General features: G+C 69.2%; 18 protein-coding genes and 1 pseudogene. 6 read left to right on the forward strand and 13 right to left on the reverse strand.

The features are described from left to right. Positions 1-93 precede the first annotated feature (93 nt). The 9 genes from LRS10_RS20715 to LRS10_RS20755 all read right to left on the reverse strand — a co-directional run bounded on the left by LRS10_RS20715 (position 94) and on the right by LRS10_RS20755 (position 9,990). The gene (locus tag LRS10_RS20715; protein WP_257838899.1) at positions 94-315 is read right to left on the reverse strand and encodes a hypothetical protein; all 222 of its coding nucleotides are present in this window, start codon (positions 313-315) and stop codon (positions 94-96) included. 108 nt (positions 316-423) lie between these two features. Next, a complete protein-coding gene (locus tag LRS10_RS24610) occupies positions 424-885 on the reverse strand; it encodes a methylated-DNA--[protein]-cysteine S-methyltransferase (protein WP_308237992.1) in 462 nt (153 codons plus the stop codon). Between the two features lie 44 nt (positions 886-929). Continuing rightward, entirely contained in the window at positions 930-2,441 is a 1,512-nt protein-coding gene (locus LRS10_RS20725) for an AlkA N-terminal domain-containing protein (protein WP_257838900.1), read from the reverse strand. Positions 2,442-2,635: 194 nt separating this feature from the next. Then, entirely contained in the window at positions 2,636-2,818 is a 183-nt protein-coding gene (locus tag LRS10_RS20730; RefSeq protein WP_257838901.1) for a hypothetical protein, read from the reverse strand. Positions 2,819-2,914: 96 nt separating this feature from the next. Continuing rightward, on the reverse strand, positions 2,915-4,219 hold the full coding sequence (locus LRS10_RS20735) for an MFS transporter (protein ID WP_257838902.1): 1,305 nt from the start codon (positions 4,217-4,219) through the stop codon (positions 2,915-2,917). Positions 4,220-4,332: 113 nt separating this feature from the next. Next, the gene (locus LRS10_RS20740; protein ID WP_257838903.1) at positions 4,333-6,789 is read right to left on the reverse strand and encodes a response regulator; all 2,457 of its coding nucleotides are present in this window, start codon (positions 6,787-6,789) and stop codon (positions 4,333-4,335) included. After that, entirely contained in the window at positions 6,782-7,234 is a 453-nt protein-coding gene (locus LRS10_RS20745; RefSeq protein ID WP_257838904.1) for a response regulator, read from the reverse strand. The genes LRS10_RS20740 and LRS10_RS20745 overlap by 8 nt, the downstream gene beginning before the upstream one ends. Before the next feature lie 6 nt (positions 7,235-7,240). After that, entirely contained in the window at positions 7,241-9,442 is a 2,202-nt protein-coding gene (locus LRS10_RS20750) for an ATP-binding protein (protein WP_257838905.1), read from the reverse strand. Continuing rightward, positions 9,439-9,990: a biliverdin-producing heme oxygenase gene (locus LRS10_RS20755; RefSeq protein WP_257838906.1), complete on the reverse strand. Its 552-nt coding sequence runs from the start codon at positions 9,988-9,990 to the stop codon at positions 9,439-9,441. Before LRS10_RS20755 ends, LRS10_RS20750 begins: the two co-directional genes overlap by 4 nt. A gap of 273 nt (positions 9,991-10,263) precedes the next feature. Between LRS10_RS20755 and cysD the strand changes: the two genes are divergently transcribed. Together cysD and cysN are read left to right on the forward strand one after the other, a co-directional pair. Continuing rightward, on the forward strand, positions 10,264-11,214 hold the full coding sequence (cysD, locus tag LRS10_RS20760; RefSeq protein WP_257838907.1) for a sulfate adenylyltransferase subunit CysD: 951 nt from the start codon (positions 10,264-10,266) through the stop codon (positions 11,212-11,214). After that, positions 11,214-13,119: pseudogene (gene cysN, locus LRS10_RS20765) on the forward strand (sulfate adenylyltransferase subunit CysN). Before cysD ends, cysN begins: the two are co-directional and overlap by 1 nt. 32 nt (positions 13,120-13,151) lie before the next feature. Here cysN and LRS10_RS20770 read toward each other — a convergent pair. From LRS10_RS20770 to LRS10_RS20780, 3 genes are all read right to left on the reverse strand, one after another. Continuing rightward, on the reverse strand, positions 13,152-14,171 hold the full coding sequence (locus LRS10_RS20770) for an NAD(P)-dependent alcohol dehydrogenase (RefSeq protein ID WP_257838908.1): 1,020 nt from the start codon (positions 14,169-14,171) through the stop codon (positions 13,152-13,154). Positions 14,172-14,237: 66 nt separating this feature from the next. Continuing rightward, positions 14,238-14,996, reverse strand: coding sequence for an N-acyl homoserine lactonase family protein (locus LRS10_RS20775; protein WP_257838909.1), 759 nt, complete (start codon positions 14,994-14,996; stop codon positions 14,238-14,240). A 39-nt stretch (positions 14,997-15,035) separates the two neighbouring features. Continuing rightward, positions 15,036-16,199, reverse strand: a complete 1,164-nt coding sequence (locus LRS10_RS20780) for an MFS transporter (protein WP_257838910.1) — start codon at positions 16,197-16,199, stop codon at positions 15,036-15,038. 78 nt (positions 16,200-16,277) lie between these two features. Here LRS10_RS20780 and LRS10_RS20785 point away from each other — a divergent pair, with 78 nt between their 5' ends. From LRS10_RS20785 to LRS10_RS20795, 3 genes are read left to right on the forward strand one after another with little or no spacing between them, the layout of a single operon-like run. Next, positions 16,278-17,555, forward strand: a complete 1,278-nt coding sequence (locus tag LRS10_RS20785) for an aminotransferase class III-fold pyridoxal phosphate-dependent enzyme (RefSeq protein ID WP_257838911.1) — start codon at positions 16,278-16,280, stop codon at positions 17,553-17,555. Next, positions 17,555-18,976 carry an amidase gene (locus LRS10_RS20790; RefSeq protein WP_257838912.1) on the forward strand — a complete coding sequence of 474 codons (1,422 nt, stop codon included), beginning with the start codon at positions 17,555-17,557 and terminating at the stop codon, positions 18,974-18,976. Before LRS10_RS20785 ends, LRS10_RS20790 begins: the two co-directional genes overlap by 1 nt. Before the next feature lie 8 nt (positions 18,977-18,984). After that, a complete protein-coding gene (locus LRS10_RS20795; protein ID WP_308237993.1) occupies positions 18,985-19,317 on the forward strand; it encodes a DUF423 domain-containing protein in 333 nt (110 codons plus the stop codon). Here the strand turns inward: LRS10_RS20795 and LRS10_RS20800 are convergent. After that, positions 19,308-20,546 carry a multidrug effflux MFS transporter gene (locus LRS10_RS20800; RefSeq protein WP_308237994.1) on the reverse strand — a complete coding sequence of 413 codons (1,239 nt, stop codon included), beginning with the start codon at positions 20,544-20,546 and terminating at the stop codon, positions 19,308-19,310. The two genes, LRS10_RS20795 and LRS10_RS20800, sit on opposite strands and share 10 nt — an antisense overlap. An 80-nt stretch (positions 20,547-20,626) precedes the next feature. Between LRS10_RS20800 and LRS10_RS20805 the strand changes: the two genes are divergently transcribed. Next, positions 20,627-21,607: an alpha/beta fold hydrolase gene (locus LRS10_RS20805; RefSeq protein ID WP_257838914.1), complete on the forward strand. Its 981-nt coding sequence runs from the start codon at positions 20,627-20,629 to the stop codon at positions 21,605-21,607. The last annotated feature ends 2 nt before the right edge of the window (positions 21,608-21,609 follow it).

Below are 21,609 nucleotides of genomic sequence, written 5' to 3' on the forward strand. Positions count from 1 at the left end.
GCCGGGGAAGGATTACTCGGCTGGCGGGCGGACGCAAACAGCCGCCGCGAATCGCCGGGTCAGCGGGTCGGATTGTCGCGGAACGAAAGGGCCTCAGGCCCGGACGACCATCGGCTTGCGCTGGTCGGGACAGTCGGCGACCGCCTTGTCGGAGATCTTCTGGCTCTTGCGGGGCGAACGGGCGACGACGCGCTGCTCCACCGGGGCCGCGGGCCGCTCGACGATCGGGGCGTCGAGGGTCACGCCGAAATGCGAGAAGGCGACGGCGGACGAATGCACGACCACCGCGGCCACAACTTCCGTCAATGTCGCCATCGGCCCTCTCCCGATCCCAGCGCGACTCCGCCGAGCGGTGTTATACGTGAGTGGAAGCTGCGCCGCACGGGGGCCGGTTCCTTAAATTTCCGCAATGTTGCCGCGCGGTCAGGCGGCCCTGAACGTCGCGCCCTCGTGCGACAGCAGCCAGGTCTTCCGTGGCAGGCCGCCGCCGTAGCCGGTCAGCGAACCGTCGGACCCGATCACCCGATGGCAGGGCACCACCACCGCGACCGGGTTGGAGCCGTTGGCGAGCCCGACCGCTCGCACCGCGGTGGGCCTGCCGATCGCCTGGGCGAGCCTGGCATAGGTCCAGGTCTCGCCCGCCGGGATGTCGCAAAGCGCCGCCCAGACCTTGCGCTGGAAGTCGGTTCCCGCGCCGTGCCAAGGCACCTCGGCGAGCGCTGCGACGTCGCCCGCGAAGTACCGCTCGAGCGCGAAGCGCGCGGGGCTGCGCCCCTCCCTCAGGGCGGCCTTCGGATAGCGGCGGGCGATCCAGGCCCGCATGCGATCCTCGTAGTCGGTCCAGTTGAACGCGCGGAGCACGCCGGCCTCATCGGTGACCACCATCGCCACGCCGATGGGGGGTCTCGATGCGGTCGAGGGTCAAGGTTTCAGGCTGCGGCGCGGCGGTCGACTTTGGCATCGGTCTTGGTCCTCTTGGTCTCTGGCTGGGCCGCGTCGTGGGCCCAGAGGTGTTGGGCGGCGTAGGCGCGCCAGGGACGCCACCGCTCGCTCCGGGCGAGCAGCTCTTCCGCCGTCGGCCGACGGCCCGTCTCGTCCGCCATGGCCCGCAACAGGGCGATGTCGGCCCCGGGGAACGCGTCCGGTTCGCGGAGCTCGCGGAGCGCGATGTACTGGGCCGTCCACTCGCCGACGCCGGGCAGCGCCTTCAGGGCGGCCACGGCGCTCGGCAGGTCCGCGCGCGGCGTGAAGATGGTCGGGTCTTCGGCGACGGTGCGCGCCAGGCCTTCGAGGGCCGCGCCTCGCGCCCGCGGCATCCCCAGGGCGGCGATGTTCTGGCCGACCAGCTGCTCAGGGCGCGGGAAGACGTATGTCAGGCCGAGTTCGGCCGCCGCGCGGTCGTGAGTCGTGTCGCCGTAAGCCATTGTCAGCTTGCCGGCGAGGAGGCGCGCCGCGCCGACCGTGATCTGCTGCCCGAGGATCGCGCGGACCGCCAGCTCGAAGCCGTCCCACGCACCGGGCGCGCGCAGCCCGGGGCGGGCTGCAATCAGCGGCGCGAGCGCCGGATCCTGGCTCAGGTGGTCTCCGATCAGGCCCGGATCTGCGGTGAGATCGAACACCCGTCGGACGCGAGCGATGACGGCTGGCAGCGCCTTCAGCTTCGGGAAGCGGATCTCCGCCGTGAGCGCCTGATCCCCCGCCCGCGGCGTGACGATGACTACGCCCTGGACGCCGTCCACCTCGAGCGTGCGGGCGTAACGGCGAGGCTCGACGCGCTCGACCCCCGGGATCGCCCGATCGGCGAGGAAGCGGATGATCGCCTCCCAGTCGTAAGGCGGCCGGTAGGGCAACCGCACGACGATGCCGTCCGCCGCGGGGACCTCTTCCTGCCGCGAGCGGCGGAGTTCGCCCGGCGGGCGGCCGAACAGCTGCTGGAACGTCTCGTTGAAGCGTCGCACGCTGCCGAAGCCCGAGGCGAGAGCGACCTCGCCCATCGGCAATCGGGTCTCTTGGATGAGCTGCTTTGCGAGCAGCACGCGCCGGGTCTGGGCGACCGAGACGGGCGAGGCGCCGAGGTGCTGGCGGAAGAGACGTCGCAGCTGGCGCTCTCCGACGCCAAGCCTGGCCGCCAGCGCGTCGACGTCGCCGGCGTCCATCGCGCCGGCCTCGATCAGCGCGAGGGCGCGCGAGACCGTATTGGATGTGCCACGCCAGGCGCCAAGGTCCGGAGAGGCCTCGGGCCGACACCGCAGACAGGGGCGGTAACCGGCCTCCTGGGCCGCCGCAGCCGCCGGATAGAACGTCATGTTCTCCGGCTTGGGGGTCCGCGCCGGGCAGATCGGGCGACAGTAGATGCCGGTGGTCTTGACCGCGCCGAAGATGCGCCCGTCGAACCGGTGATCCCGGGTGACGAAGGCGCGGCGGCAGGCTTCGAAATCCATATCCATGTTCGCGAGAATGCGCCGGGCGTCCGGGCAAGTCTCGCGGTTTTCGGACACAGATGGGGTGGCGGTCGCGGTCTTCGGACAACAAATGTCGCCCGCCTGACGCCCAGCCGAGGAGCCCTCGGCTGCGAGCCCTCAGCTGCAAGTCCTCAGCTGCAAGTCCTCAGCTGCAAGCCCTCAGCTGCAAGCCCTCAGCTGGACAGCACCGCCTTGCGGGTCTCGAGCTTCGGCGGGTTCACCGCGTTCGGGGTGTCGGCCGAAGGACGCTGCCAGCGCCATTCGTACGGCTTCAGCCACACCCAGCCGCCTTCGGTCAGCCGGCGGGGGGTCAGCGCATAGCTGCGGATCCAAAGAGGGTCGGAAGTCTCGCGCACGGCAATCTACTCTGAATCAGGAACGCCCACGCGCTGACAATAGACGGCTTGCGCACGCCGCGGGATGCGGCGTGCGCGCCTATCCACAGCTCAGAACTAGCCGATGGCGGCGGCCAGTCGCTTGTCGCGGGCGATCGACCAGGCCGACATGAGGTGGGCCAGGATCGTGATGATGATCACCGGGATCAGCCAGGCGAAACCGATCATCAGCGAGTTGTCGCCGTGCTCCGCCTTCGCCATGTCCGAAATCCGGCCGACGTAGACGGGCCCGATGCCCAGGCCGATCAGGTTCAGGACGAACAGCAGGATCGCGCCCGAGATCGTGCGGCGGTTCGGGGCCACGGCGTTCTGCACGACGGCCAAGGCCGGCGCGAGGTAGCAGTTGTTGAGCAAGGCCGGGACCGCCATGAACGCGAGAGCGATCTGCCAGGTCGGGGCGTAGAGCAGCCCGATCCAGAACGGGATGGTGATGGCGAAGGCGATCGCCGGCACCCAGGCGAACCACCGTCGGTCCTTCGCCCCCAGCTTGTCGGCGAGCCAGCCGGCGCCGAAGGTGCCGATCATGCCGGTGATGCCCAGCACGAGGCTGTAGTAGGCGGCGACCTCGGTCAGGCTCATGCCCTTGACCCGCATCAGGAACGGCGGATTCCAGGTCAGGGCCGCGTAGCCGACGAAGGCCGACAGACCGGCCGCGATCGCGGTGAACACGAGGGTCCGGTTGCTGAAGAAGCCGCTGAACGCCTTGACGATCGACGGCGCGGCCTCGTGGCTGTCCTTGCCGTCGGCGAACGCATCCAGCCCGCCGCGCTTCGGCTCGCGGATGATGAACAGGACGGCCAGCGCCAGGACAATGCCAGGCACGCCCATCACGAAGAAGGCGGTGCGCCAGCCGTGTTCCGCGGCGATCCAGCCTCCGAACCCCGCGCCCAGCATCGAGCCGGCCGGCACGCCCAGCGAGTAGATCGCCAGCGCGGTGCCGCGCTCTTCGGGGCGGAAATAGTCGGAGATCAACGAATAAGAGGGCGGGGAGCCGCCCGCCTCGCCAATGCCGACCCCCATCCGGAACAGCGCGAGTTGGACGAAGTTGGTCGCCGTCCCGCAGAGCGCCGTGAACAGGCTCCACAGGGCGCAGGCGCCCGAGATGATCCACACGCGCTTGACGCGGTCGGCCAGCCAACCCACCGGAATGCCGAAGCCGGTGTAGAACAGGGCGAAGACAATCCCCCCCAGCATGCCGAGCTGTGTGTCGGTGAGCTGCAGGTCCTTCCGGATCGGCTCAGCCAGGATCGAGACGATCTGCCGGTCCAGGAAGTTCAGCGTATAGACGACGGCCAGCAGCCAGACGACCAGATAGCGATAGCTGCCCGAGACCTTAGGCGCCTGCACGGCGTCGACGTTCATTACTTCCCCCTGTCACCCGCAGGCCGGCGTTCCGGCTCGAAAAACGGGTATGCGTTTCCGCCGCCACTCTTGGCAGGAACCGCGCGTCGCGCCAAGCCGGTTTGCGCAGAGGCTCAACGCCTCAGGGGGATGACCTTGCCGCCGGCCGCACCGCCGGCCCCGACGATAGCCGCCACCTTTCGCGCCAGCTCATCGTCACGGAACGGCTTCTGGATGATCCGATCCTCTCCCACCTCGCGGAGCGCCGCGAGGTCGGCGAAGCCGGTGATGAACAGCGCCGGCAGGCCCGGCCGGAGCGCCTGCGCAGCCTTCACCGTCTCGACACCGTTCATGCCGGGCATGGCGTAGTCGGCGAGGAGCAGATCCACCGCCGTCTTCCCGCGCAGCACGTCCAGGACGGTGTTGCCGCTGCCGGCCTCCACGACGTTGTAGCCGAACTCACGCAGCAGGGAGGCGGTGATCTCGCGCACGGCGCTGTCGTCGTCGACGAGCAGGATGGTGATCCCGGACGGAGCCGGCGGCGCCTCGGAGGCGCGAGCGGGCGCCTGGCGCGCCGGCGCGGCGGCGGCGCGGGGCAGGTAGACGCTGATCGTGGTCCCCTCGCCCGGCCGGGTGCGGATGCTGACGCCGCCGCCCGACTGCTTGGCGAAACCATAGACCTGCGCCAGGCCGAGGCCCGAACCGCGCCCCACGCCCTTGGTCGTGAAGAACGGTTCGAACGCCTTGGCCAAGACCTCTTCGCTCATGCCATGGCCGGTGTCGCTTACCGCCAGGACGGCATAGTCGCCGGGCCCCGGCTCCTCGGGACGCGCCGGCTCGCGGTCGACCGTGACGTTGGCCGTCTCGACCGTGAGGCTGCCGCCCACCTCCATCGCGTCCCTGGCGTTGATCGCCAGGTTCAGGATGATCAGTTCGATCTGGGTCGGGTCGACCAGCGCCGACCACAGGTCGGGCTTCAGCACGGTCTCCAGGCGCACGGTGCCGCCCATGGTGCTCTGGAGGAGCTCGCGCATGCTCTCGACGGTGTCGTTGAGGTCGACGGCCTTCGGCTCGAGTTTCTGACGGCGCGAGAAGGCCAGCATCTGACCTGTCAGCTTGGCGCCGCGCTCGGCCGCGGTCCGCATGTACCCGATCCGCTCGGCGATCTCGCCGCTGAGCCCGCCGCGGGCGATGGCCCGCTCGATGAAGCGGACGTTGCCGAGGATCACCGTCAGCAGGTTGTTGAAGTCGTGCGCGACGCCGGAGGTGAGCTGGCCGACAGCCTCCAGCCGCTGCATCTGCCGCAGCTCCTTCTCCACTCGCTCGCGCTCGGCCATCTGGTTGGCGAGTTCGGCGTTGCGCTCGGCGAGGGCCGCGCCCGCGGCCTTCTCCTCCGTGATGTCGCGCCCCACCGCATAGAAGGCGTCGCCTTCGGGCGCCGCTGTCCAGGAGATCCAGCGCCAGGCCCCGTCCGCATGGCGCACGCGGCTCTCGAAACGCGGGGGCACGAGCCCGGCCGCGAGCATCTTCACCGACTTGGCCGCCTCGGCGGCGTCCTCGGGGTGGATCAGGAGGTTGAAGTCGCTGCCGACCAGGGCGGCCGGGTCATAGCCGAGGCCAACCTGCCAAGCGGGGTTCACGCGGCGGAGGCGTCCGTCGGTCGAGGCCACGACGAACAGATCCCGGCTCAGCCGCCAGATGCGATCGCGCTCGGCGGTCCGTTCGGCGACCTGTTGCTCCAGGTTGTGGGCGAAACTCTCGAGTTCCCGCTTCGCGCGCCGTTCCTCGGTCACGTCGCGCACGACGCCGGCGAACCGCGTACAGGTCTGGTCGACGAACTGACCCTGGCCACGCAGCGCCAGCCACTGTTCCGGGCCGTGCGTCGGCAGCGTGCGGAATTCCTCCAGGAAGGGCTCGTGGCCCTCCTCGCGCCAGGTGGTGGCCCGGCTGATCGCACGCTCGAGCCGCCGACGGTCGTCGGGATGCACCATCTTGAGGAATCGGCGGTAGTCGAGCTCCGCCGCGGCGTCCGCCGGCAGGCCGAACAGCGCCCGGCATCGCTCGTCCCACTCCAGCCGGCCATCGCGGGGATCCAGGTCCCAGGCGCCGAGCCCTGCGCCCTCCATGGCCAGCGTCGCCCGCATCTGAATGCGGGCCAGCTCCTCCTCGGCGCGACGGCGCTCCTCACGCTCCCTGGCCTGTTCCAGCGCCCGTTCCACGGCCGTGGCCAGGCGGGTCAGGTTGCGCTTGAGCACATAGTCCGTGGCGCCCCGCTTCAGAGCATTGGTGGCGAATTCCTCGCCGACCACGCCCGACACGAAGATGAACGGGATCTCCGGCTGCAGGGCCCGGGCGATGTTCAGCGCCGACAGGCCGTCAAAGTCGGGCAGCGAGTAGTCGGCCAGGATGATGTCGCACGTCTCCTCTTCGAGGGCGTGGACGAACTCCCGGCGGTTTGTCGTCCAGCGGACGCTGAACCTCAGACCCGTCTTCTCGAGGTGCGCCGAGAGCAGCTCGGCGTCGATCGCGCTGTCCTCCAGGAGGAGGATGCAGATCTCCTGAGCCCGCCCCCGCGCGCCGCCGTCAGCCATGACCATTCCCCCGGGGCGGCGGTTCGTTGAGGATCGCCCAGAACATGCCGAGATCCTGGATCGCCTCGAAAAAGGCGTTGAAGTCGACGGGCTTCACGACGAAGGCGTTCACGCCCAGCTCATAGCTGCGGAGCAGGTCCCGCTCCTCGCGGGACGACGTCAGCATGACCACCGGGATCTGGCGCTGCACCGGATTCGTCTTCACCTGTTCCAACACCTCCAGGCCGTCCACCTTGGGCAGCTTGAGGTCCAGCAACACGACAGCCGGATCTCCGGGCTGGCGGTCGGCATAGGCATTGCGGCCGTTCAGATAATCCAGAGCCTCGGCGCCGTCGCGGGCGACCACGATCTCGTTGGCGAGCTGGCACTTCGCGAGCGCCGCCAAGGTCAGTTCGAGGTCTCGCGGATTGTCCTCGACCAGCAGGATGGGCCTAAGGTCAGCCAAACTCAGTTACTCCGGATGTTCCGCCCGCAGGCGTTTTGGAAGGGTGAAGGTGAAGGAGGCGCCGCCATCGACAACGCCGTGCGCCGTGATGGTTCCGCCGTGCCGGTCGATAACGCGCTTGACGAGGGCGAGGCCAATTCCGGTGCCCTCGAACTCCTCGGATCGGTGCAGGCGCTGGAAGACGCCAAACAGCTTGTGCGCATAGGCGGGGTCGAAACCGACGCCATTGTCCGACACGGTGTAGGACGTGGAGTCGCTCAGGTCCTCGCCCTCAATGGTCACGATCGCAGGGTTGCGGCCCGCTGAGTACTTGAGCGCGTTGTGCAGGAGGTTCTGCAGCACCTGTCGGATCATCGCCGGGTCGGCCCAGGCGCTCGGCAGGGCGCCGACGCGCCATTCGATCTCCCGTCCCTCCAGCTCCGGCTCCATGGAGCGGCGCACCTCGGCGACGAGCTTGCTGACGTCCACCCGCGAGAACTTCAATCCCGCTCGCCCGAGCTGCGAGAAATTGAGGAGGTCGTCGACCAGCTGGCCGGCCGAAAGCGCTGCGTCGGTGATGCTCTGCAGGTAGTGTCGCGAGGTGGGGTCGAGGCGCTCTCCCGCGCGGTCGTTCAGCAACTCGGCGAAGCCCACGACATGCCGGAACGGCGCACGAAGGTCGTGGGAGATGGAGTAGGAGAAGCTCTCCAGCTCCTTGTTGATCTCGACGAGGCGGTTGGTCAGCTCCGCCCGCTCCTCCGCGCGACGGAGGACGAAGTTTTGGATCGACGAGCGGAAGCTGCGGGCGCTTTCGACGTCCACCTGTCCCCACGGGGTGGCGCGCAGACGGACCTGTTCCTTCCACAGCTGGAACGACTTCCGTGGGTGCAACCGGTCGCCCAGTTCGCGCTGCTTCTGCGGTTCGCCGGCCCATTCGACGGTCCGGATGACCTCGGGCCGGAACCACATCAGCCAGTTTGAGTGGATCTGGGAGATGGATACCGCCAGCAATCCGCTGGCCCGCTCAGCGAACGCTTCGGTCTCGGGCCATCGCTGCGCCATGCTTTCAATGGCCAGTTCGGTGACATCCATCTCGCTGAGGCGCTCGGCGATCCGGCGGATCTGGTCCTCGGGCGGGGCGCTCCCCACCGACAGGACGCCCTCCTCGGTCACCACCGCGGCGCCTTCCGCTCGGGCGAGCTGCTTCCAGAGCTCGGCGTTGTCGCCCAGGCCCGTCTGGTAGTTCAGCGCGGTCGACAGCTTGGCGACGAGCTCGGCCTCTACGTTCTTCAGGGCGAGCCGGTCGGCCGTGCGAACCGCCTGCTCCCGCGCCTCGATCTGGAGCGACAGGATCTGACCGAGTACGTCGCAGGCCGTGCGCACCTGGGCGTCCACCCGGCGTGGATCGCGGCTGTGGCCGGAGATCAGGCCCCACAGCTCGCCCTCGACCAGGATTGAGATCGACATGGACGAGCCGGTGCCCATGTTGCGCATGTATTCGAGATGCACCGGCGAGACGCTGCGCAAGGCCGCGAAGCTGAGGTCCAGCGGCCGCCCGTCGAGCGGGCTCAGCGGCGGTTCGATCGGCGCAGGCTCGTAGTTCGCGTCAGGGATCAGCCGCAGGCGGCTCAGCTTGTACAGCTCGCGGGCCTGCGCTGGAATGTCGGCGGCCGGGAAGCGAAGGTTCAGATAGGACGGCAGGACCTCGTTTCCATTCTCCGCCAGCACCGTCCCGACGCCCTCTGCGTCGAAGCTGTAAAGCAGGACCCGGTCGAAGCCCGTCAGGGCGCGAACCTCTCGCACAGCGATGGCGGCGATGGCCGGGATGTCATCGACCTCCCCCACGGCCTCCAGGAACTGCCGGAGGCGCAGATAGAGCATGTCGCGCGCTTCTACGCCTGAGGCGGGCGGCTCCTCGAACTCGACGATCAGGCCCTGAGCCGTCCGATGGGCGGAAACCTGGAGATTGCGCGCCCCTACCGCCATGGTGCGCATGAAGGCGGGGCTATCGGAGGCGGCCCAATCGCGAAGTTCGGCCGCGAGCGCCTCGGGCAGCCCACCCACGAGGCCCGTCACGTCCGGCAGATTGCTGCTCGCCTGGAGGACCTCGAGCGTCACCGGATCGACGACCATCAAGGCGCCATGCGGCTGGATCCCGCCGGGAATGCGGATCGGCTCCGCCGCGCAGGCGTCGAGGTCGATCGTCGGATCGGTCGTGACGTCGTTCATGGGACCCAGGCCTCCAGCACCTCGAAGGTGCGTCGCGCCCCCGCGACCGCGGCCCCATGCGCCTGCGCCGGCAGCCGGGCGTCCGCGAACGCGTGGAAGGCCCGCCACATCGCCCCGGTCTCCCGGCCATAGGGATTGAAGTACGCCAGGCCGCCGTCGGGCAGCCAATCGACTTCGGTGAGCGCGCGACCGATCAGCTGGCCGCCCAGCGTCGAGCCTTCCATCACATAGATCGAGCCGAGGGCGGACGCCTCGCAGGCCGCCAGCTCGCCCGCCGCAAGGCACAGCGGCAGCTGGTCCAGCTCCGCCGGGTCGCAGCCAAGCGCCACGAGATCCCGCCGCAGGTGCGGCAGGCGCGTCCTCGCATCCGTGAAGGCCCGTAAGCCTGCATGGCGGCGCACAGCGCACTCCCATACCGTGTGGAAACCAAGGAAACGGTGCAACACATGCACGAACCGCTGTCTGTCGACAGGCCGACACAGCAGGTCGAGCCGCGTCTCCAGGCGGTGGTGGGCGTCGGCCGTCTCCCGCCGCAGGCGCCCAGCCAAGGATCTGTTGGCGCGCTCAGGTTTGCAGGCAGCCGAAAGCACTGGCGGAACACTCCTGTTCTCGCCCCACCCCGTTGGGCGACTTGAACCGGAAGCCGCTTCCGGGCGCAACCCTTCGCGGTCCGGCGCCAATGCATCTGCGGGCGTGTGGAGAATTCCTGGGCGGGCCTCGCCTTGCACGCTCATGGGCCCTCCTCTAACTCAGTCGCCGGGCCGATACTCGGGCGCGCCATGCGCACGGGAATGTTTCATTCTTTGCTGTAAGGTCCGCTCATGGACGCCCGCGTCCTTGCCCGATCAACGACCCCCGAAGGCGCCTTGTCCCGCCAGACGCTCACGCACCTGCAGCGGCTCGAGGCCGAGAGCATCCACATCTTCCGCGAGGTGGTCGCCGAGTGCGAGCGGCCGGTGATGCTCTACTCCATCGGCAAGGACTCGGCCGTGATGCTGCGCCTTGCGCAGAAGGCCTTCTATCCGTCCAAGCCGCCGTTCCCGCTGCTCCACGTGGACACCACCTGGAAGTTCCGGGCGATGTACGAGATGCGCGAGCGGATGGCGCGCGAGAGCGGCATGGAGCTGCTCATCCACCAGAATCCCGAGGCGCTGGCGAAGGGCATCAACCCGTTCGACCACGGCAGCCTCCACACCGACATGTGGAAGACCGAGGGTCTGAAGCAGGCGCTGGACAAGTACGGCTTCGACGCCGCCTTCGGCGGCGGTCGCCGCGACGAGGAGAAGAGCCGGGCCAAGGAACGTATCCTGTCCTTCCGCACCGCCGAGCACCGCTGGGATCCCAAGAACCAGCGGCCCGAACTCTGGCGGCTGTACAACACGCGCAAGGCGCAGGGCGAAAGCCTCCGCGCCTTCCCGATCTCGAATTGGACCGAGCTCGACATCTGGCAGTACATCTACCTGGAGGACATCCCCATCGTGCCCCTCTACTTCGCGGCCGAGCGGCCGGTGGTGGAGCGCGACGGCAACCTCATCATGGTCGATGACGACCGCATGCGCCTGCGGCCGGGTGAGGTCCCGCAGATGCGCTCGATCCGCTTCCGGACCCAGGGTTGTTACCCGCTGACCGGAGCCGTCGAGAGCACGGCGGCGACGCTTCCCGAGATCATCCAGGAGATGCTGCTGGCCACGACGTCGGAGCGTCAGGGCCGGGTGATCGATCACGACCAGTCGGCCTCGATGGAGAAGAAGAAGCAGGAGGGCTACTTCTGATGGCCCACCAGTCCGCGCTCATCGCCGAGGATATCGAGGCCTACCTCAAGCAGCACGAGGTGAAGAGCCTCCTGCGGTTCATCACCTGCGGCTCCGTCGACGACGGCAAGTCGACGCTGATCGGGCGCCTGCTCTACGACTCCAAGATGATCTTCGAGGACCAGCTGGCGGCCCTCGAAGCCGATAGCAAGAAGGTCGGCACCCAGGGCGGCGACATCGACTTCGCCCTCCTGGTGGACGGCCTCGCGGCCGAGCGCGAGCAAGGCATCACCATCGATGTGGCCTACCGCTTCTTCTCGACCGACAAGCGCAAATTCATCGTCGCCGACACGCCCGGCCACGAGCAGTACACGCGCAACATGGTGACGGGCGCCTCGACGGCCGACGCCGCCGTCATCCTCATCGACGCCCGCAAGGGCGTGCTGACCCAGACCCGCCGGCACAGCTTCCTGGTCAGCCTGCTGGGCATCCGCCACGTGGTGCTAGCGATCAACAAGATGGACCTGGTCGGGTGGAGCCAGGAGACCTTCGACGCGATTGTCGCCGACTACCACGACTTCGCCGCCCAGATCGGCATCCGGGCGTTCACCGCCATCCCGATGTCGGCGCTGAAAGGCGACAACATCACCGAGGCCTCGGTGAACACGCCCTGGTACGCCGGGCCGCCGCTCATGCGCTGGCTGGAAGAGGCGCCGGTCGAGGACGACCTGCAGGAAAAGCCCTTCCGCATGCCGGTCCAGTGGGTGAACCGGCCGAACCTCGACTTCCGCGGCTTCTCCGGTCTCGTCGCTTCGGGCGTGATCCGGCCGGGCGATCGCGTGAAGGCCCTGCCCTCCGGCCGTGAGAGCACCGTCGATCGCATCGTCACCCTGCGCGGCGACCTCGATCAGGCCGTCGCCGGCCAGTCGGTGACCGTCACGCTGACGGACGAGATCGACGTCAGCCGAGGCGACGTGCTCGCGGCGGCGGCCCAGCCGCCGGAGGTCGCCGACCAGTTCGAGAGCACCATCGTCTGGTTCGACGACGAACCGCTCCTGCCGGGACGGCCCTATCTGCTGAAGCTCGGGACGCGGACCGTCACCGCCCAGATCACCGAGCCCAAGCACAAGGTGAACGTCAACACGCTGGAGAAACTGGCCGCGACGCGGCTGGAGCTCAACGAGATCGGCGTGTGCAACCTGGCGCTTTCGGCGCCGATCGCTTTCGACCCCTACGTCGACAACAAGGACCTCGGGGGCTTCATCCTCATCGACCGGCTGTCCAATCGGACAGTGGGCGCGGGGCTGCTGCACTTCGCTCTGCGGCGGAGCCAGAACATCCACTGGCAGGCCCTCGACGTCGACAAGGCCTCGCGGTCGGCGGCCAAGGGCCAGAAGGCGCGTGTCGTCTGGTTCACCGGCCTCTCCGGCGCGGGCAAGTCGACCATCGCCAACCTGGTCGAGAAGCGCCTCCACGCGGAAGGTCGGCACACCTACATCCTCGGACGGCGACAACGTTCGCCACGGCCTGAACAAGGACCTGGGCTTCACCGAGGAAGATCGCGTCGAGAACATCCGCCGCGTCGCCGAGGTGGCCAAGCTGATGGTCGACGCCGGCCTGATCGTGCTCGTCAGCTTCATCTCGCCGTTCCGCGCCGAGCGCCGCATGGCCCGGGAGCTGATGGGCGAGCGTGAGTTCGTCGAGGTGTTCATCGACACCCCGCTGGCCGAGGCCGAGAAGCGGGACGTGAAGGGGCTCTACAAGAAGGCCCGCGCCGGCGAGCTCAAGAACTTCACCGGCATCGACAGCCCGTACGAGCCGCCGGAGAACGCCGAGATCGTCATCGACACCACCAAGGTCTCGCCAGACCAGGCGGCCGAGCAGATCTTCGCCCGGCTGGAAGGCGGCTTCGACCCCGGCATCTGACCGGGGTCGCCTAGGGGCCGGAGAACGCCGACTCAGAACTCCAGGACGATCTTGCCGAAGTGCTCGCCGGCGCCCATCGCGGCGATGGCGGCCTTCGCCTCGGTCCACGGCACGACCTTGTCCACCACGGGCCGGATCTGCTTCAGCTCGATGAAGCGGCACATGGCCTCGAACATGTCGCGCGAGCCCACCGACAGGCCCTGAAGCTTGGCCGAGTTGCCGATCAGGGCGGCCGGGTTGAACGGCTCGCCGGCGCCCGCCACGATGCCGATGATGGCGATGTGGCCGCCGATCTTGATCGCCTTCATGCTCTCCTGGATCGTGCCGCCGCCGCCGACCTCCATGATGAAGTCGGCGCCCCGACCTTGGGTGACCTCCCGGACCGGCTTCGACCAGGCGGGCGTGGCCTTGTAGTTGACGGTGTGGTCCGCCCCGAGCGTCCGGGTCCGCTCCAGCTTGGCGTCGGACGAAGACGTGATCAGCGTCCGCAAGCCCGCCGCCGCGGCGAACTGCAGGCCGAAGATCGAGACGCCGCCGGTGCCCTGCAGCACGACGGTGTCGCCCGGCTCCAGGCTGGCGTCCACGAACAGGCCCCGCCAGGCGGTCAGCGCCGCGCACGGCAGCGTCGCGACTTCGTGGTCGGTCAGGAACTCCGGGACCTTCGACAGCCCCTCCTGGCTGAACACCTGCAGCTCCGCCCCCGCGCCCGGGATCGGGAAGCCCAGGGCGCTGGACAGTTTCGCCAGGTCCGGCGGTCCCGAGATCCAGTTCTGGAAGAACAGCGTCGAGACGCGGTCGCCGACCTTGAACCGCGTCACGCCCTCGCCCACCGCCTCGACGTAGCCGCAGCCGTCCGAGAAGGGCGTGATCACGTCGTTGGCCGTGGCCGCCGCCCGGCCGTACATGCCGTGGATCATCAGGAAGTCGCGGTAGTTCAGCGAACAGGCCTTCATCCGCACCAGCACCTGGCCGGGACCGGCCTTCGGCTCCGGGGCCTCGACAACCTGGATGGCGTCCGCACCCCAAGGGGTGGTGACCTGCAGCGCTCGCATCTTCGTTCCTCCGCCTGGGAGGCATCATGGAGAGCCGTTCAGCGGTTCCGCAACGGTGTCGCCACGTCAGTCCCTGGCGGAAGGCAGCACCGGCCGCTCGCCCCACTGGGCGGGGTCGTGGCCGAAGACCATCACCGTGTCAGGCCCACGCAGCGCCAGCAGCGCATCCAGCGACTGTCCCATCGCCGCGTGGTCGGCATGCGCCGGGAAGGCCCGCGTCTCGACCACCCCGCCATGATAGCAGGCGTCGCCCACCAGGATGTGGTCGCCCGCGGCGCTCCTCACCCGCATCGATTGGTGGCCCGGCGTGTGGCCGAAGCTGGGATGCAGCGTCACCGTCCCGTCGCCGAACAGGTCGTGCTCGCCGTCCACCAGCTTCACGTCGTGACCCAGGTCGAAGAATCGCCTGGGCAGCGCATAGCGCTGGCGCATGTCCGCATCAGCCCCGGCCGCCCACTCGCGCGCCTGCACGACCACCGTCGCGTTCCGCAGCTGGTGCAGCCCGCCGGCGTGGTCGAAGTGCAGGTGCGACAGCACCACGTAGCGGACGCTGGCGGGATCGATGTCCAGTCGCTCCAGATGCGCCGCCGCCAGTTCGTGCGCCTCCACGGGCGAGTCCAGGTCCTGGCCTTGCAGCCGCTGGCGATACGGATCGGCCGGATCGCACAGCTCCGCATGCAGCCCGCAGTCGAACAGCGCCACGCCGTCCGGATGCTCCACCACATAGAAGGGGATCGGCACGGCGACGCGCTCGACGTCCATCCCGAGCCCTGAGCCCGGGCTGTGGAACTGGCCGCAAACGCAGCCGAAGAGCCGGATGGTCATGGCCTCTGCCTCCCTCTGTGAGGAGCGTAGGCCCTGGTGTCAGACCGGGTCCAGTCGTGGGACGCCGTACAGCCGAAGCGCGCCCAGCGTTCCGGCCACGCACATGGCCGCCATCAGCAGGTAGCCCTTGGCGCCGAAGTGGTCGAACAGCGGGCCTGAGGCGAGCGTGGCGAAACCCATCAGGACCCCGGACGACAGCGCCGAGTTGATGGTCTGGGCGGCCGAGGCGTTGCGCGGGTTCGACAGGCGCTCGGTCAGCTGCAGGGCGGCCAGGAAAGTCGCGGCGTAGGTCAGGGCGTGCAGGGCCTGCAGCGGAAACAGCAGCCACAGCGGCGGCGAGAACGCATACGCCGCCCAGCGCACGACGCCGGCGATCCCGCCCAGCACCAGCAGCCGCCGCGCGCCGAGCCTGCGCCGCCAGGGCTCAAGGAACCAGAAGAAGCCGATCTCCACGGCGACGCCCACGGCCCAGAGGACACCGGTGGTGCTCTCGGGGATGCCCTCCGCGCGCCAGGAGAGGGCCGAGAAACTGTAGTAGAAGGCGTGCGCCGACTGGATCGCGCCGACGGACGCCACCGTCAGCATGAAGACCGGGTCGCGCAGCAGGTCGCCAAGGCCGGCCCAGCGCTCGGCCAGCACGGCGCGCCCGCCCGTCTCGTGCACCGGATCGGGCGGCAGCAGAATGCGCGCCGTGACCCCGGCCAGCGCCGCCGCGCCGGTGATCCAGACCAGCACCACCTCGGCCGAGCCCTTCGTCAGCAGCCAGCCCACCACCAGATTGGCGACGATGAAGGCGGCCGAGCCGATGCCGCGCGGCCAGCCGTAGTTGAAGTCGTCGCGCCGGGCGCGGCTGAGCACGATCACGTCCGTCAGCGGCGAGATGGTGGAGAAGGCCGTGGAGGCGGCGAACCACAGCACCGCCCATCCGGCGAAGCCGAGCGGCAGGGCCATCAGGCCGTAGAGGAGGGCCACACCCAGGCCCAGGAAGATCAGCGCCGTCCGGCGCAGGGCGAAGCTATCCGCCCAGAGGGCGATGAGCGGCGCCGACACTACCCGCACCAGCATCGGCAGCGACAGGATCAGGCCGATCTGCGCGCCCGAAAGGCCCTGATGGGCGAACCACACCGGCATGTAGGGCGAGCTCGCGCCCGTCCCGACGAAGATCGCCGCATAGTACAGGCCCATCTTCACGGGAGACGACATGGCCGGCCGCATACACGGAGTCGCCGAGGCCCGCGCGGCGACGTAAGCTCTCGGCAAAAGACGACAAGGGAGGCGGTGATGGATCGCGTGAACAGCCGGGATCGGGCCCTTCGCGCCCGGGCCGAAGCGGTGATCCCGGGCGGCATGTACGGCCACCAGTCGACGGCGCTCTTGCCCGACGACTACCCACAGTTCTTCGAGCGCGGCGAAGGCGCCCACATCTGGGACGTCGACGGGCGCCGCTACCTGGACCTGATGTGCGCCTACGGACCCAACCTGTTCGGCTACGCCCATCCGGAGATCGACGCCGCCTTCGTCCGCCAGCTGGGCCAAGGCGACACGCTCACCGGCCCCACCGAGCTGATGGTCGAGCTGGCGGAGGCGCTGACGGGCCTGGTCAGCCACGCCGACTGGGCGATCTTCTGCAAGAACGGCACGGACGCCACCTCGATGGCGCTGTCCATCTCGCGGGCGCATTCGAAGCGTCGCGTCGTCGTCAGGGCCAAGGGCGCCTACCACGGCGCGGCGGCCTGGTGCACGCCCAGGCCGGCTGGCGTCATCGACAGCGACCGCGCCCACCAGATCTTCTACGACTACAATGATGTCGGCAGCCTCGAGGCCGCGGTCGCGCAAGCCGGCGACGACCTCGCCTGCATCTTCGCCGCGCCCTTCCGCCACGACGCCTTCGTCGACCAGGCCGAGCCCGATCCTGCCTACGCCCGCCGCGCCCGGGAGCTCTGCGACGAACGCGGCGCCCTCCTGGTGGTGGACGAGGTACGCGCCGGCTTCCGCCTGGCCCGCGACTGCTCCTGGACGCGCATCGGGGTGCAACCGGACCTGTCCAGTTGGGGCAAGTGCATCGCCAACGGCCATGCCTTGTCGGCCCTCCTCGGCTCGGACAAGGCCCGAGCCGCCGCAGCCTCGGTCTATTCGACGGGTTCGTTCTGGTACCAGGCCGCGCCGATGGCCGCGGCGCTGGAGACCCTGCGACTGGTCCGCGAGACCGACTATCTGGAGCGCATCACGGCCCTCGGCGAACGGCTGCGGGCGGGCCTGGACGAGCGGGCCCGCGCTGCCGGCTTCGGCTTCCGCCAGACCGGCCCCGTCACCCTGCCGCTCTTCCTGTTCGACGACGATCCGGACCTGCGGAAAGGCTTCTGCTTTGCGGCAGCCATGCTGGAGCGCGGGGTCTATGTGCACCCCTGGCACAACATGTTCATGTGCGCGGCGATGACCGAAGCCGACATTGACGAGGCCCTCGAAGCCGCGGACGGCGCCTTCGCCGAACTGAAGCGCCAGGCGAGCGCCCTGCCGCCGGTCGAGAAACTCGCCTTCCTGACCGCCGGAGCCCGCTGATGGACGACTATGCCGACTACGATGGCCTGGGCCTCGCCGACCTGGTGGCGAAGAAGCAGGTCACGCCCGCCGAACTCGCAGAGGCGGCGATCGCCCGCATCGAGCAACACAACCCGACGCTCAACGCCGTGGTCCACAAGGCCTATGACGAGGCGCGCGCGACAGCGGCGTCCGACCTGCCGGACGGCCCGTTCCGCGGCGTGCCGTTCCTGATCAAGGACCTCGGCGCCCAGGTGAAGGGTTGGCCGCGCACGTCGGGCAGCCGCTTCGCGCAGGTGGCCGCCGACCCCGAGGACAGCGAGCTTGTCCGCCGGTACCGGGCCGCGGGCGTGGTGCTGCTGGGCAAGACCAACACGCCGGAGTTCGGCATACCGGGCGTGACCCACTCGGAGCGCCTCGGCTCCTGCCGCAATCCCTGGAACCCCGATCACATCTCCGGCGGCTCCTCCGGCGGCGCCGCCTCGGCGACGGCGGCGGGGATCGTGCCGATGGCGCACGCCAGCGACGGGCTGGGTTCGATCCGCATCCCCGCCGCCTGCTGCGGCCTCTTCGGCCTGAAGGTGACCCGCGATCGCACCCCGATCTGCGAGGTGTCGGACGGGGCGCTGGGCTTCTCGGTGCACCATGTGGTCAGCCGCACGGTGCGCGACAGCGCCGCCATGCTCGACGCGACCGGCTACGCCCAGGCCAATGACCCGTTCCAGGCGCCGGCGAAGGAACGGCCCTACCTTGAGGAACTCGGCAAGAGCCCCGGCAAGCTGCGCATCGCCTGGTCGGCCGAGACCCCGAGCGGCCGGCCCATCCCCGAGGAGATGCAGACCGCCCTGCTGCGCACCGTCGATCTGCTGAAGGGCCTGGGTCACGAGGTGTTCGAGCGCGGCCTCGGCGTCGACCAGCGCGTGCTCTACCGCGCCCAGGGCCTGGCCAGCGCGTCGAACTTCTCGGCCAACGTCCAGCGCTGGATCGAGGCGCTGGGCCGCGAGCCCGCCGATGACGAACTTGGCCCCCTCGCCCGTCGCGGCTACGAGGCCGGCAAACGGCTGACGGGCCAGCAGGCGTTCTGGGGCTTCCAGCAGCTGCGGCTGATGAACCGCCAGATCCTCGCGGCCTTCGAGGACTTCGACGTCTATCTGTCGCCGGTGATGGCCACGCCCGCGCCGCGCGCCGACTGGCTGGATCCGCTGATGGAGGATCTGCGCGAGTTCGACCGCCGCCAGGCCGCCACCTACCCCTACACGCCGCCGTTCAACTTCACCGGCCAGCCGTCGATGTCCGTGCCGCTGTGGGAATCGGTCGACGGCCTGCCCATCGGCATGATGTTCAGCGGGCGCTTCGCCGACGAGGCTACGCTGTTCCGGCTCGCAGCCCAGCTCGAGACGGAAGCGCCGTGGAAGGATCGCCGCCCGCAGGTCTGGGGCTGATGCGCGCCATGCTCGTCGTCGCGGCCCTGCTTGGCCTGGCCTGCGTCGGCTTCGGCGCCTTCGGCGCGCATGGGATCAGCGATCCCAAGGCCCAGGAATGGCTCCGCACCGGCGCCATGTACGGCTTCGTCCACGTGCTCGCCGTCTATGCGGCAGAACGCTACGGCTCGCCCCTTGCGCCGACGCTGTTCATTGCGGGAGTCGTGATCTTCTCGGGCTCGCTGTTCGCCATGGCGCTTGGCGCGCCGCGGTGGTTCGGTGCGATCACGCCGATCGGTGGCCTAAGCCTCATGGCCGGCTGGGCGGCGCTGGCCTGGACGCTGGCCCGCCGTCAGGCCTGAGGCTTGCCCATCGCCTCCGGCAGCGCGAGGCGGCGCAGCGCCAGCATCGAGCCGCCGAGCGCCAGCAGCATCACGATCGCCATCGGCCGCGGCGTGCCGTCGTGGAAGACCCCCGCCAGGTTGGACGCCAGCGCCCCCGCACCGAATGAAAGGCCGCCCAGCAGCGCCGATGTCGAACCGGCCCGGCGCGGATCGATGCTCAGCGCGCCCGCAGTGGTGTTGCCGCCCATCAGCCCATAGCTCGCGAGCACCAGGAACAGCAGAGGCAGCACGGTCCAGCGCTCGCCTAGGCCGGTGAGCGCCGCGACCATCAAGGCGATCGCGAAAGCGAAGGCGGCCACGCTGACCACCGACAGCACCTGGTCGGGCGTCCGGGTCCGCAGCAACCACCGGTTCACTTGGTTGGCGCCGATGATGCCGACAGCGTTCAGGCCGAAGATCCAGCCGAAGGCCTGGGGCGAGAAGCCGTATGTCTCGATCAGCAGCTCGGGCGAACTGGCGATATAGGTGAAGAGGGTCGCCCCGTTCAGCGCGCCGGCCAGGGCATAGCCGATCAGTCGCGGCTGGCGCAGCAGCGCGCCATAGGCCTGGAGCGGGCTTTCCGATTGCGCCTGGAGCGTGGTTTCCTCGGTGCGGGTCTCCCGCAGGCGCAGGACGGCGGCGACCGCCAGCAGCGCGCCGAACACCGCCATGAACCAGAAGTTCAGCCGCCAGCCGCCGAAGGTCAGCAGCAAGCCGCCGAGCAGGGGCGCCAGGATCGGAGCCAGCCCCATCACCAACATGAGCAGGCTGAGCACGCGGGCCGTGTCACGGTGGTCGAACTGATCGCGGACGACCGCCCGTGAGACCACGCCCCCGGCGCACGCCCCCAGCGCCTGCACGAAGCGGCCCAGCAGAAGCTGCGCCGGGGACGTCGCCAGGGCGCACCCGACCGACGCGACCAGGAAGATGACGACGCCGACCAGAATGGCCGGGCGTCGTCCGAACCGGTCCGCCGCCGGGCCGTAGAAGAACTGTCCGATGGCCATGCCGGCCAGGAAGGCCGAGACGGTCGCCTGAGCCTGGCCGGACGTGGCGCTCAGGCCCTCGGCTATGGCGGGCAGGCTTGGCAGGTACATGTCGATCGCCAGCGGCCCCATGCCGGTCAGCGCCCCTAGCATGACGACGAGACCCCAGGGGGTGGCGGCGGGCGAGGCAGATGGCGGCTTGGCGTACGTCACGAGAGGCATGCCCTAGTGCCATCCACGGTTCCGGCCAAAGCCGATTTGCGGCAAAGCTGCCGGAACCCGCGAATTGGGAGGGGAACGCCATGTCCGCGCTGGAAACCATGATGCCGGAGCCGAACCGCGTTCGGGTGAACGGGGTCGACATCGCCTACTACGAGGCCGGTCCCCGCGAAGGCATGCCCGTGGTGCTGTGCCACGGCTTTCCGGAGCTGGCGTTCTCCTGGCGCCACCAGATCAAGGCCCTCGCCGACGCCGGCCGCTGGGTGATCGCACCCGACCAGCGGGGGTATGGCCTTTCCGAGAAGCCGGGCGAGGTGGAAGCCTACGATATGGCCAACCTGACCGCAGACCTCGTGGGCCTCCTCGACCATCTGGGCGTCGAGAAGGCCATCTTCTGCGGCCACGACTGGGGCGGCATCGTCGTGTGGCAGATGCCGCTGATGCACCCGGAGCGCGTCGCCGGCGTCATCGGCCTGAACACGCCCTTCCTGCCCCGTGCGCCGGTGGATCCGATCACCATCTTCCGCCACCGCTTTGGGCCCGACATGTACATCGTCTGGTTCCAGACCCGCGACGAGCCGGAGGCGGTGCTCGGCGAAGATCCTGAGAAGACCATGCGCTTCTTCATGCGAAAGCCCGCCGCCATGCGCGCCGCGACCCAGCCGACCGAGGGAGGTTCGACCTTCGCCTTCCGCGACCTGCTACGCGCCTGGGACGGCGAGACGGGAGGCGACCCGTTGCTGACGCCCGACGAGCTGAAGGTTTTCGCAGACGCGTTCCGGGAGGGCGGCTTCTTTGGGCCGGTCAGCTGGTATCGGAACTTCACGCGGAACTGGGAGCGGCAGGCGAACCTGCCCAACCGGCTGGACGGCCTGCCCTGCCTGATGATCACCGCCGAACTCGACGCCGTCCTGACGCCCGAGATGGCCGAGCCGATGAAGGCCTTGGTCGGCGACCTTGAAATGGCGATGGTCGAGGGCTCAGGCCACTGGACACAGCAGGAGAAGCCGGGCGAGGTGAACCGTCTGATCCTCGACTGGTTGGACAGACGCTTCCCGAAGTAGAT

The sequence above is a fragment of the Phenylobacterium sp. J426 genome (assembly GCF_024699945.1).
Lineage (GTDB): Bacteria > Pseudomonadota > Alphaproteobacteria > Caulobacterales > Caulobacteraceae > Phenylobacterium.